This is a genomic window from Pseudomonas sp. Xaverov 259, from assembly GCF_019352915.1.
Lineage (GTDB): Bacteria > Pseudomonadota > Gammaproteobacteria > Pseudomonadales > Pseudomonadaceae > Aquipseudomonas.
The window spans coordinates 1-11,785 of the sequence record NZ_JAAAFV010000027.1 but is presented as its reverse complement, the minus strand read 5'-3'; the positions used below and the strand labels follow the sequence as shown (position 1 = coordinate 11,785).

The window sequence follows — 11,785 nt, the reverse complement described above, 5'->3', positions numbered from 1 at the left end:
GACACTCCGCTTTCGCGAGCAAGCCCGCTCCCACATTTTGATCTTCGGTGTGGCAGATTCATTCGGCAGTACGCGGTCAATGTGGGAGCCGGGCTTGCTCGCGAAGGCGGTGTGTCAGTCGATGATTGTATGGGCTGACCCACCGCTTTCGCGAGCAAGCCCGCTCCCACATTTTGATCTTCGGTGTGGCAAATTCACTCGGTTGTACGCGGTCAATGTGGGAGCCGGGCTTGCCCGCTATGGAGATGTGTCAGTCGATGATTGTATGGGCTGACCCACCGCTATCGCAGGCAAGCCAGCTCCCACATTTAGATGTTCAGTGTGGCAAATTCACTCGGCAGTACGCGGTCAATGTGGGAGCGGGCTTGCTCGCGAAGGCGGTGGGTCAGTCGATGAATCGGTTGGCTGACACTCCGCTTTCGCGAGCAAGCCCGCTCCCACATTTTGATCTTCGGTGTGGCAGATTCATTCGGCAGTACACGGTCAATGTGGGAGTCGGGCTTGCTCGCGAAGGCGGTGAATCAGTCGATGAATCTGTTGGCTGACACTCCGCTTTCGCGAGCAAGCCCGCTCCCACATTTTGATCTTCGGTGTGGCAAATTCATTCGGTTGAACTCGGTCAATGTGGGAGTCGGGCTTACCCGCGATGGCGGTGGGTCAGTCGATGAATGTATGGGATGGCCCACCGCTATCGCAGGCAAGCCAGCTCCCACATTTTGATCTTCATTGATGCAGAGGTTGTGCCTGGCTTAGAACGGTACGTCGCCCAGGATCGTGGCGCGATGCATCACTCGCCGCTGCGGGCGGTAGTCATCCACTGCGTAGTGCTGTGTCACGCGGTTGTCCCAGAACGCCACGTCGTTCTCCTGCCAGCGCCAGCGAATGGTGAATTCCGGCCGTGTTGCGTGGGCAAACAGAAGCTTGAGTATGGCCTCGCTTTCAGCCGGCTCCAGCTCGTTGATTTTGGTGGTGAAGCCGTCACTGACAAACAACGACTTACGCCCGCTTACCGGGTGCGTGCGCACCACCGGGTGTGACAGCGGTGGGTTTTTCTTGCGGGTCTCTTCCCAGCGCGCCAGGTCTTCGGCGGTGTTGCCGAAGCGCTCCAGGGGGAAGGATTTGGTGAAATCATGAGTCGCCGTCAGGCCATCGAGCAGGCGCTTGAAGGGTTCCGACAAGGCTTCATACGCCGCAATGCCACTGGCCCACAACGTGTCGCCACCAAACGCCGGCAGCAGCTTGGCGCTGAGTACGGCACCGAGCGCAGGCGTCGGCAGGAAGGTCACGTCGGTGTGCCATACGGCGTTGTCGCGCACGTCGGTCACGGCGGTGTCGAGGATCAGCACTTCGGGCTGCTCCGGCACGTTGGGGTAGATCGGGTGAATGTGCAGGTCGCCAAAATTTGCCGCAAACCGCGCCTGTTGCTGCGGCGTGACGGCTTGGCCACGGAAGAACAGCACCGAGTGGCTGAGCAGCGCCTGCTCAATAGCTTCACGTTCTTTGAGGCTCAACGGTTGGGTGATATCGACGCCACTGATCAGGGCGCCCAAGGCGGTGCTGATTGGCGTAACGGTCAGGCTGCTCATGCGGTTCTCACTTAATGTGCCTGGCCATGCCAAGGCACTAATTTGCGCTGCAGGGCACGCAGGCCCATTTCCATGGCGAAGGCGATCAGGGCGATCACCAGAATTCCCAGCACCACCACGTCGGTGACCAGGAACTGCGCCGCCGACTGCACCATAAAGCCCAGGCCGCTGGTGGCGGCGATCAGCTCGGCGGCAACCAGGGTCGACCAACCCACACCCAAGCCGATGCGCACGCCGGTAAGGATATCGGGCAGGGCGCTCGGCAGGATCACATGGCGGATCAACTGGGCGCGGGTGGCGCCCAACGACTGCGCGGCACGCAGCTTGGCCGGGTCGACCGTACGCACGCCGGTCGCGGTGGCGATGGCGATAGGCGCAAAGATCGCCAGGTAAATCAGCAACACCTTGGACAGCTCACCGATGCCGCACCAGATCACGATCAGCGGCAGGTAAGCCAGGGGCGGAATCGGCCGGTAGAACTCGATCAGCGGGTCGAGGATGCCACGGGCAATGCGGTTGGAACCAATGGCAATCCCTACAGGCACGGCGGTCAGCACCGCAAAGCCCAGGCCCAGGCCGATGCGCGTGAGGCTTGCGCCCAGGTGCTGCCACAAGGTGGAATCCATATAGCCGGTGGTCGCCAGCAGCCAGCCTTTTTGCAGCACTGCGGACGGCGGTGGCAGGAACAAGGGTTCAATCAAGCCAGTGGCGGTGACGGCCCACCAGATTGCCAGCAGGGTGACCAGGGTGAGTACGCTGATCCAACGCGTGCTCAGGCTGCGACGTACCGCAATAACCTTGTGCGCTCCCGGCTTGGCGGCCGTGGCGGGAAGTTCGTAGCTGCTCATGCGGACACCTGGCGTTGCGAGAACACTTTGCTCAGCACGTGTTCGCGGGTTTCGATAAAGCGCGGGTCGGACTTGATCGCCCGCGCCGACTCACCGGCGGCGTAGCGTTGACCGAAGTCCAGGTGCAGGCGCTCGACGATCTGGCCTGGGTTGGGCGCCAACAGGATCAGGTCGGTGGCGAGAAATACCGCCTCTTCAATGTCATGGGTAATCAGGAACACCGGCTTGGCCGTGCGCCGCCAGACTTGCAGGAGCAATTCCTGCATCTGTTCGCGGGTGAAGGCATCGAGGGCGCCGAAAGGCTCGTCCATCAGCAGCACACGCGGGTCGGCCGCCAGCGCGCGGGCCAGGCCGACACGTTGCTTCTGGCCACCGGAGAGCTGCCAGATACGGCGGCTGTCGAAACCGGCCAGGTCGACCAGCACGAGCATTTCCCGGGCGCGTACTTCGCGTTGTGCCTTGGGCACGCCGGCCAGTTCCAGGCCGAAGCCGACATTGGCCAGCACGTCCTGCCAGGGCAGCAGGGCATCGTCCTGGAACACCACGCCGCGTTCGGCGCTCGGGCCTTTGACCGGCACGCCATCGAGAGTGATGCGCCCGGCCGAAGGTTCGACGAAACCGGCAATCAGGTTCAACAGCGAAGTCTTGCCACTGCCGGACGGGCCGAGGGCTACCAGCAATTGCTGAGGCCCAAGATCGAGTGAAATATCGGACAGTACCGGTTCTGTGGCGCCTGGGTACTGTGCGCTGATGCGCTCCAGTTGTAGCAAGGCCATCGCGATGAACTCCTTGAATCAGTTGGTGATGAACTTGGCGCTGACGTAAGGGGCGTAATCCGGCAGCACGGCGTCGACCTTGCCTTGTTCCTTGAGGAACGCGGCGGTGTCGGTGACAGCCTTGGTGGTCGGTGCGCCCAGCAGGGTCACTTGGTCAGCGGCCAGTGGGTAGACGTTGCCTTGCAGCAGCAGTGGGATATCACTGGCCTTGGCGCCGGAGAGCTTCACCAGTTTGTCGACGTTGCCTTTGTCGGCCAGCCAGGCCTGTGGGTCTTTGCGGTAGGCGGCGTAGGCGTCCAGGGTGACTTTGGCGAAGGCGGTGACGATTTCCGGGTGTTTCTCGGCGAAGTCTTTGCGCACGATCCAGGCATCAAAGGTGGGCGCGCCGAACTTGGCCAACTCGCCGGAAGTGATCAGCACTTTGCCGTTTTCCTTGGCGACGCCAAGGGCCGGGTCCCATACGTAAGTCGCGTCGATATCGCCGCGCTTCCACGCCGCAATGATTGCCGGTGGTGCGAGGTTGAGGATGGTCACTTTGGATGGGTCGATGTTCCAGTGCTTCAGCGCGGCCAGCAGGCTGTAGTGGCCGGTGGAAACGAAGGGCACGGCAATCTTTTTGCCGACCAGGTCCTGCGGGCCGTTGATCCCCGAACCATTGCGCGCTACCAGCGCTTCGGCGCCGCCGATCTGGGTGGCGACCAGGAAGGTTTCAACCGGCACTTTGCGCGTTACCGCAGCGGTCAGCGGGCTGGAACCGAGGTAGCCGATCTGTACGTCGCCGGAAGCGATGGCGGCAATGATATCGGCGCCATTGTCGAATTTGCGCCAGTCGATCTTGGCGTTGGTGGCTTTTTCATAGGCGCCGTCGGCCTGGGCGACTTTCGCCGGGTCCACGGTGGTCTGGTAAGCGATGGTCACATCTGCCGCCTGGGCAAACAGGCTGGCACCGGCCAGGGACAATGCGGCCAAAAGGCGCAATGGGGTAAGCAGTTTCAAGGGGAAGCTCCTCAATCAGGCGGCCGAGGGTCGGCGTGTGAGGAGACTAAATGATCTAAGAATTCGAAAATAAATAACATTTTCGAATTAGCTTATTAGGAGAAGAGTGAACGCAGGTCTTCAACCCAATGAAGACAAATGTGGGAGCTGGCTTGCCTGCGATAGCGTCACCGGGGTATCACTGATACACCGAGGTGTTTGCATCGCAGGCAAGCCAGCTCCCACACAAGCCAGCTCCCACAGGGGGCCGAGCAGGTCCTTAGTTACTGATCGCCAGAATACTCGCCTGGTACGACCCGACAAACACGTCAAAGTCGCCCACTTCGTTCTGCTCCAGCTCCGCCTGTTGTGCCAGCGACTTACGCGCCAGCTCTTCAAAGCGTGCCTGCTCATCGGCCGGCAACGGTTCCTGACGGAAGTGCGCGGCGTGAACCTCGCTCTGATGCAGGGAGAACTGCGCAAAACTCTCTTTGCGCTCGGCCATCGCCGCCAGCACCTGGGCAGATGGCGTCAGGGACGCGTCCTTGACCTTCGCCAACTGAGCGTCCAGCGCCTGGCTGTGCTCGGTAATACCTTGGCTCTCATCCAGCAGGGCTGCCAGCGGGGCGATCTTCTCCAGCAGCTCGGTGGCCCATTCCTTCATGTCCACCGCCTGGCCTTCACGCTGCAATTGCAGGCCTGGGCGACGGCCTTCCTTGACCACGCTGAGGAAGTTGGAGGTGGCATTGCCGCACTCGTTGTTGGCGAACAGCGGGCTGTCGTTCAACGCGCAGTACAACAGGAACGCATCGAGGAAGCGTGATTCCGGCAGGTCGATGCCCATTGGCAGGAATGGGTTGATGTCCAGGCAGCGCACTTCGATGTACTGGATACCACGGGCCATCAGCGCCTGGATCGGCCGCTCGCCGGTGTAGGTCACGCGTTTGGGGCGGATGTTGGAGTAGTACTCGTTTTCGATCTGCAGGATGTTGGTGTTGAGCTGCACCCACTCACCGTCCTTGTGCGTGCCGACTTCGACGTAAGGCGCGTAGGGGGTTGCCACCGCTTCACGCAGGCTGTCGGTGTAGCTGCTCAAATCGTTGTAGCACGGCGTCAGGCCGGCTTGGGCGTTGCTCTGGTAACCCAGGTCGCTCATGCGCAGGCTGGTGGCGTACGGCAGGTACAGCGTGTCGGCGTCCAGCACTTCAAGCTGGTGCGAACGGCCGCGCAGGAAACCCGCGTCCAGGGCCGGTGAGGCACCGAACAGGTACATCAGCAGCCAGCTGTAGCGACGGAAGTTGCGGATCAGCGCGATGTAGGCCGTGGACTGGTAGTCGCGGTCGGTGCCGACGAAGCCTTCAGTCTCCTTTAGCAGCGGCCACAGCTGTTCCGGCAGGGAAAAGTTGTAGTGGATGCCGGCGATGCACTGCATGGTCTTGCCGTAACGCAGGGCCAGGCCCTTGCGGTACACGTACTTGAGCTGGCCGATATTGGAGGTGCCGTAATAGGCGATCGGGATATCTTCTTCGGCCGGCAACGGGCACGGCATCGAAGGGCTCCACAGGTACTCGTTGCCGAGCTTGCTGTAGGCAAACCGGTGGATCTTGTCCAGGCTGCTCAGGGTATCGGCCGGGTTGGGCAGGGCGGGAGTGATGAACTCCAGCAGCGATTCCGAGTAGTCGGTGGTGATCAATTCATTGGTCAACGCGGCGCCCAGGGCTTCGGGGTGCGGCGTTTGCGCCAGGCGACCCTCACCGGTGACGCGTAGGCATTCACGCTCGATGCCGTGCAAGCATTGCTCTAGCAGGGAGAGGTGTTCGCGCTTGCCGAGCAGGGCCAGGCGGCGGTTGAGAAGTTCGCTCAAGTTGGATTCCTTCACGCGTCAGTCGCCCCAATATGGGGGTGGGCAGGACGGTCTACAAGGGTGAAGTTGAAACTGGCGTTATCGCCTGGTTTAGAGTCGATTTGGCTCACATTGAAAAAGCCTACTTCACTCCATGAATTGGGCTATAGCGCAGCAAGAAAATTCCGACGCTGTTGTCGCAGCGCCGAAATTAACTCAAATCGAGGGCGGGGAGCTAGAGGACAGCGAAGGTGCCTTGTGCTTTTGCGACAAGTCTTTCGCCTTGATACACATCGGCTTCCACCACCAATGTGCGTCTGCCGGCGTGAATTACCCGGCTGGTGCACAGCACATCGCCGTCTTCGACGGCGCGGATATAGTTGATCTTGCACTCGATGGTCGCGCTCTGCTGATCAAAACCATGGGCGCTGGAACAGGCCAGCCCCATGGTGATGTCGACCAGGCTGAAAATCGCCCCGCCATGGAGCTTGCCCGCGCGGTTTCGCAGCTGCGGCTCCAGGGTCAGGGCCACCTCGGCAACGCCCTCGTCGAGGCGCTGCAGGCGGCAGCCGATCAGCTCGCTGAAGGCGCTCTGGGTCAAACCGGCCGGGATCTCCATCAGCGTTTCTTCAACTGCTTGGCGTTGGCAAACAGCGACGCCATGGCGTTGTTGCTCGGCGCAGCCGTGGCGGTGGGCTCTTTGCGCGGCGCGTTACCCTGGGACTGGCGCGGGGCCGAACCTGGGCGTGCACCACGGGCACCGTCGATTTTCTCGCCGGGGGTGTCGCTCATGCGCATCGACAGGCCCACGCGTTTACGCGGGATATCGACTTCCATGACCTTGACCTTGACCACGTCACCGGCCTTGACCGCTTCGCGTGGATCCTTGATGAACTTCTCCGAAAGCGCAGAGATATGCACCAAACCGTCCTGATGCACGCCGATGTCCACAAACGCGCCGAAGTTGGTCACGTTGGTGACCACGCCTTCGAGGATCATGCCCGGCTGCAGGTCCTTGAGGTCTTCAACACCGTCCTGGAACTCGGCAGTCTTGAACTCGGGACGCGGGTCGCGGCCAGGTTTTTCCAGCTCTTGCAGGATATCGGTGATGGTCGGCACACCGAAGGTTTCGTCGGTGTACTTCTTCGGGTCCAGGCGCTTGAGGAACGCGGCGTCACCGATCAACGAACGGATATCACGGTCGGTCTCGGCGGCAATGCGTTGTACCAGCGGGTAGGCTTCCGGGTGGACCGCAGACGAATCCAACGGGTTATCGCCATTCATGACGCGTAGGAAGCCGGCGGCCTGTTCAAAGGTTTTTTCGCCCAGGCGTGCGACTTTTTTCAGCGCGGCGCGGGTTTTGAACGCGCCGTTCTCGTCACGGTGGGTGACGATGTTCTGCGCCAGGGTGGTGTTCAGGCCGGAAATACGCGCCAGCAGCGCCACCGAGGCGGTGTTTACATCCACGCCCACCTTGTTCACGCAGTCTTCCACTACCGCATCCAGGCCGCGCGCCAGTTTCAGCTGCGACACGTCGTGCTGGTACTGGCCGACACCGATGGATTTAGGGTCGATCTTCACCAGCTCGGCCAACGGGTCTTGCAGGCGCCGAGCAATGGAGACGGCGCCACGGATCGACACGTCGAGGTCCGGGAATTCCTTGGAAGCCAGTTCCGACGCCGAATACACCGACGCGCCGGCCTCGGAGACCATGACCTTGGTCATCTTCATGGCAGGGTATTTTTTGATCAGCTCGGCGGCCAGCTTGTCGGTTTCACGGCTGGCGGTGCCGTTGCCGATGGCGATCAGGTCCACGGCGTGCTTGGCGCACAGGGCGGCCAGGATGGCGAGGGTCTGGTCCCACTTATTGTGCGGCACGTGCGGGTACACGGTGGCGTGGTCCAGCAGCTTGCCGGTGGAGTCGACCACCGCCACCTTGCAGCCGGTGCGCAAGCCTGGGTCGAGGCCCAAGGTGGCACGCGGGCCGGCCGGTGCGGCCAGCAGCAGGTCGTGCAGGTTGTGGGCGAACACATTGATCGCCTCGGTTTCGGCGCCGTCGCGCAGCTCGCCGAGCAGGTCGGTTTCCAGGTGGGTGTAGAGCTTGACCTTCCAGGTCCAGCGCACGACCTCACCGAGCCACTTGTCCGCCGGACGGTTCTGGTTCTGGATGCCGAATTGTTGACCGATCATGCCTTCGCACGGGTGCATGGTGCCGGGCAGTTCGTCGCCGACTTTGAGCGCGGAGCTCAGAATGCCCTCGTTGCGACCCCGGAAAATCGCGAGTGCGCGGTGCGACGGCATGCTCTTGAGCGGTTCGTCGTGCTCGAAATAATCGCGGAACTTGGCGCCTTCTTCCTCTTTGCCGGCGATAACGCGAGCGCTGAGAATGGCTTCCTGCTTGAGGTAGGTGCGCAGTTTTTCCAGCAGGCCGGCGTCTTCGGCGAAACGCTCCATGAGGATGTACTTGGCACCTTCGAGGGCGGCCTTGACGTCGGCGACGCCTTTTTCGGCATCGATAAAGCGTGCGGCTTCGGTTTCGGGGGCCAACGAAGGGTCGTTGAACAGGCCGTCGGCCAACTCGCCCAAACCGGCTTCCAGGGCGATCTGGCCCTTGGTGCGGCGCTTCTGTTTGTACGGCAGGTAAAGGTCTTCGAGGCGGGTCTTGGTGTCGGCAAGCTTGATGTCGCGTTCCAGTTGCGGGGTCAACTTGCCCTGTTCCTCGATGCTGGCGAGGATGCTGATGCGCCGTTCGTCGAGTTCTCGCAGGTAGCGCAGGCGCTCTTCCAGGTGACGTAATTGAATGTCGTCGAGGCTGCCGGTCACTTCTTTACGGTAACGGGCGATGAAAGGCACCGTGGAGCCTTCATCCAGTAGCGCGACGGCCGCTTCGACCTGCTGTGGGCGTACACCGAGTTCCTCGGCAATGCGGCTGTTGATGCTGTCCATAAAACCACCTGAAATTCTTGAAAGCAGCTCGCAGGCCCGGAAAACAAGGCGTTGCGAGGCTGGTTGAGCGGCGCCAGCGGCACCGCTGCCTGGGTCAAAAGGCTGCCTATTGACCCTCGAAATCGGGAAATTGCTGCCCAGCGCTGAAAAAACGGCTGAGGCTGCAAACAGTAAAGTCTGACAGTGCCCTGCGTGAAGGCGCCGCATTATAACCAGCGTTCTGCCCTTGGGGGGTACTGCGCCGGTGGTTGTAGGACGCGGGTTCGCTGGCGGTGGAGGAAAAATCTGCTAACAATGCACACGGTGCGTATAACGGCAGCTACGCCATAATGCGCGCCGAGATAAGAGGAGCATCTAATGAGCAGCACTGCACAAACTGCTGAAGGCGAAAAAATTCTCATCGTTGACGACGATCCGGGGCTGAGCAGCCTGCTGGAGCGTTTTTTCAACTCCAAGGGCTACCGTGCCCGCGCGGTGCCGAACACCGAGCAGATGGACCGCCTGTTGGGGCGTGAAGTATTCAATCTGGTCGTACTCGACCTGATGCTGCCCGGCGAAGACGGCCTTACCGCCTGCAAACGCCTGCGCGGTGCGAACAACCAGATCCCCATCATCATGCTCACCGCCAAAGGTGATGAGCTGAGCCGCATCAAGGGCCTGGAGCTGGGCGCTGATGACTACCTGGCCAAGCCGTTCAACCCGGATGAGTTGATGGCCCGGGTCAAAGCCGTACTGCGTCGCCAGGCACTGCCGGTACCGGGCGCACCAGGCAGCGAAGACGAGAGCGTCACCTTTGGCGAATACGAGCTGTCACTGGCGACCCGCGAGCTTAAGCGTGGCGAAGAAGTGCACATGCTGACCACCGGCGAGTTCGCCGTGCTCAAGGCACTGGTGATGAACGCTCGCCAGCCGCTGACCCGCGACAAGCTGATGAACCTGGCCCGTGGCCGCGAATGGGACGCCCTGGAGCGCTCCATCGACGTGCAGATCTCCCGTCTGCGCCGGATGATCGAGCCGGACCCGGCCAAGCCGCGGTACATCCAGACGGTGTGGGGCGTGGGTTATGTGTTTGTGCCGGATGGCACTGCAACCAAGTGACCGATGACTTGCAGGGGCGGGCATCCCGGCGTTTGACTCCATGAGGGTCGACGGGATGCCCGGCGTCTGCAATTCTGCGAGCGCCGCTCGTTCCTGCAAGGTGTTTAGCTGTCTCCTATGAAAACCCCGTTGTGGTTCCCGCAAAGTTTCTTCTCTCGCACCCTTTGGCTGGTGCTGATCGTCGTTCTGTTTTCCAAGGCACTCACACTGGTTTATCTGTTGATGAACGAAGACGTGCTGGTAGACCGGCAGTACAGCCACGGCGTGGCGTTGACGTTGCGTGCCTATTGGGCCGTTGACCCTGAAAACCGCGAAAAGGTAGCCAAGGCTTCGACGCTGATTCGCGTCGATGGCGCGGGTGTGCCCGAAGGTGAGCAGCACTGGCCTTACAGCGAGATTTATCAGCGTCAGATGCAGGCTGAGCTGGGAGAGGACACCGAGGTGCGCCTGCGCATGCATGTTTCACCTGCACTCTGGGTCCGGGCCCCGAGTCTGGGAGATGCCTGGATCAAAGTGCCCCTTTACCCTCATCCGCTGCGCGGGCAAAAAATCTGGAACGTGCTGGGCTGGTTCCTGGCCATCGGTTTACTTTCAACCGCTTCTGCGTGGATTTTCGTCCGGCAACTCAACCAACCGCTTAAACGCCTGGTGTTTGCCGCGCGTCAACTGGGGCAGGGGCGCAGTGTGCGCCTGCCAATCAGTGATACGCCCAGTGAGATGACCGAGGTGTACGGTGCCTTCAACCAGATGGCGGAGGATGTCGAACAGGCCGGGCGCGAACGCGAGCTGATGCTGGCGGGCGTGTCACATGACTTGCGCACGCCACTGACGCGTTTGCGGCTGTCCCTGGAGCTGATGGGCAACCATAACGACCTGACCGACGACATGGTGCGCGACATCGAGGACATGGACGCGATTCTCGACCAGTTCCTGGCGTTTATCCGCGATGGCCGTGATGAGGTGGTGGAGGAAGTCGACCTCACGGACCTGGTGCGCGAGGTAGTAGCGCCCTACAACCAGAATGGCGAACAGGTGCGCATGCGCCTGGAGCCGATCCAGCCGTTTGCATTGCGTCGTGTGTCGATGAAGCGCCTGTTGAACAACCTGATCGGCAACGCCTTGCATCACGCCGGTTCGGATGTCGAAGTAGCCGCGTATGTGTCCGGCGATAGCGCTGCGCCCTATGTGGTGTTGAGCGTGATGGACCGTGGTACGGGCATCGACCCGGCGGAGCTGGAAGGTATATTCAACCCGTTCACCCGTGGCGACCGTGCGCGGGGCGGCAAGGGCACGGGGTTGGGGCTGGCGATTGTGCGGCGAATTGCTTCGATGCATGGCGGCAATGTTGAGCTGCGCAACCGCGAAGAAGGCGGCCTGGAAGCGCGGGTGCGCTTGCCGCTGGGCTTGATGTTGCCAAGGGATGCGGTCTAACAAACAACATAGATCAAATGTGGGAGCTGGCTTGTCGGGTCGCCGCATCGCTGCGATAGCGGTGGGTCAGCAACCCATTCGTTGACTGATACTCCTGCTATCGCAGCATGGGTATCTACACAACTTTTGAAGGCAGCCAATTTCTCCTGTGGCGAGCAGGCTTGTCCTGCGTTGGGCTGCGAAGCAGCCCCAAACCCAGACGCTGAGTTCTTTCAGGAAAATTGCAGTGCCTTTACTGGGGCCGCTTCGCAGCCCAACGCAGGACAAGCCTGCTCGCCACAA

9 protein-coding genes are annotated in these 11,785 nt (G+C 61.2%); 2 read left to right on the top strand and 7 right to left on the bottom strand.

Going from position 1 to position 11,785, the window contains the following annotated elements; translation table 11 throughout:
• Window positions 1-749: 749 nt before the first annotated feature.
• From tauD to K0H48_RS09350, 7 genes are all read right to left on the bottom strand, one after another.
• The gene (gene tauD / locus K0H48_RS09380; protein WP_219267258.1) at window positions 750-1,586 is read right to left on the bottom strand and encodes a taurine dioxygenase; all 837 of its coding nucleotides are present in this window, start codon (window positions 1,584-1,586) and stop codon (window positions 750-752) included.
• Between the two features lie 11 nt (window positions 1,587-1,597).
• The gene (gene tauC, locus K0H48_RS09375; RefSeq protein WP_219267257.1) at window positions 1,598-2,434 is read right to left on the bottom strand and encodes a taurine ABC transporter permease TauC; all 837 of its coding nucleotides are present in this window, start codon (window positions 2,432-2,434) and stop codon (window positions 1,598-1,600) included.
• On the bottom strand, window positions 2,431-3,210 hold the full coding sequence (gene tauB, locus K0H48_RS09370) for a taurine ABC transporter ATP-binding subunit (protein WP_219267256.1): 780 nt from the start codon (window positions 3,208-3,210) through the stop codon (window positions 2,431-2,433). Before tauB ends, tauC begins: the two co-directional genes overlap by 4 nt.
• Before the next feature lie 18 nt (window positions 3,211-3,228).
• A complete protein-coding gene (gene tauA, locus K0H48_RS09365; RefSeq protein WP_219267255.1) occupies window positions 3,229-4,206 on the bottom strand; it encodes a taurine ABC transporter substrate-binding protein in 978 nt (325 codons plus the stop codon).
• A gap of 259 nt (window positions 4,207-4,465) precedes the next feature.
• Window positions 4,466-6,049, bottom strand: coding sequence for a glutamate--cysteine ligase (gene gshA, locus K0H48_RS09360; RefSeq protein WP_219267254.1), 1,584 nt, complete (start codon window positions 6,047-6,049; stop codon window positions 4,466-4,468).
• A gap of 214 nt (window positions 6,050-6,263) precedes the next feature.
• Window positions 6,264-6,647 carry a PaaI family thioesterase gene (locus tag K0H48_RS09355; protein WP_017135364.1) on the bottom strand — a complete coding sequence of 128 codons (384 nt, stop codon included), beginning with the start codon at window positions 6,645-6,647 and terminating at the stop codon, window positions 6,264-6,266.
• Window positions 6,647-8,974, bottom strand: coding sequence for a Tex family protein (locus K0H48_RS09350; protein ID WP_200431138.1), 2,328 nt, complete (start codon window positions 8,972-8,974; stop codon window positions 6,647-6,649). The genes K0H48_RS09355 and K0H48_RS09350 overlap by 1 nt, the downstream gene beginning before the upstream one ends.
• 357 nt (window positions 8,975-9,331) lie before the next feature.
• Between K0H48_RS09350 and ompR the strand changes: the two genes are divergently transcribed.
• Window positions 9,332-10,072, top strand: coding sequence for a two-component system response regulator OmpR (gene ompR, locus K0H48_RS09345; RefSeq protein WP_200431137.1), 741 nt, complete (start codon window positions 9,332-9,334; stop codon window positions 10,070-10,072).
• Between the two features lie 117 nt (window positions 10,073-10,189).
• A complete protein-coding gene (locus K0H48_RS09340) occupies window positions 10,190-11,503 on the top strand; it encodes an ATP-binding protein (RefSeq protein ID WP_138817305.1) in 1,314 nt (437 codons plus the stop codon).
• Window positions 11,504-11,785: the final 282 nt, after the last annotated feature.

Coding starts and splice junctions, on each gene's coding strand:
- tauB (WP_219267256.1), bottom strand. CDS start 3,210: ATGGCCTTGCTACAACTGGAGCGCATCAGCGCACAGTACCCAGGCGCC.
- K0H48_RS09340 (WP_138817305.1), top strand. CDS start 10,190: ATGAAAACCCCGTTGTGGTTCCCGCAAAGTTTCTTCTCTCGCACCCTT.
- tauC (WP_219267257.1), bottom strand. CDS start 2,434: ATGAGCAGCTACGAACTTCCCGCCACGGCCGCCAAGCCGGGAGCGCAC.
- K0H48_RS09355 (WP_017135364.1), bottom strand. CDS start 6,647: ATGGAGATCCCGGCCGGTTTGACCCAGAGCGCCTTCAGCGAGCTGATC.
- tauD (WP_219267258.1), bottom strand. CDS start 1,586: ATGAGCAGCCTGACCGTTACGCCAATCAGCACCGCCTTGGGCGCCCTG.
- K0H48_RS09350 (WP_200431138.1), bottom strand. CDS start 8,974: ATGGACAGCATCAACAGCCGCATTGCCGAGGAACTCGGTGTACGCCCA.
- ompR (WP_200431137.1), top strand. CDS start 9,332: ATGAGCAGCACTGCACAAACTGCTGAAGGCGAAAAAATTCTCATCGTT.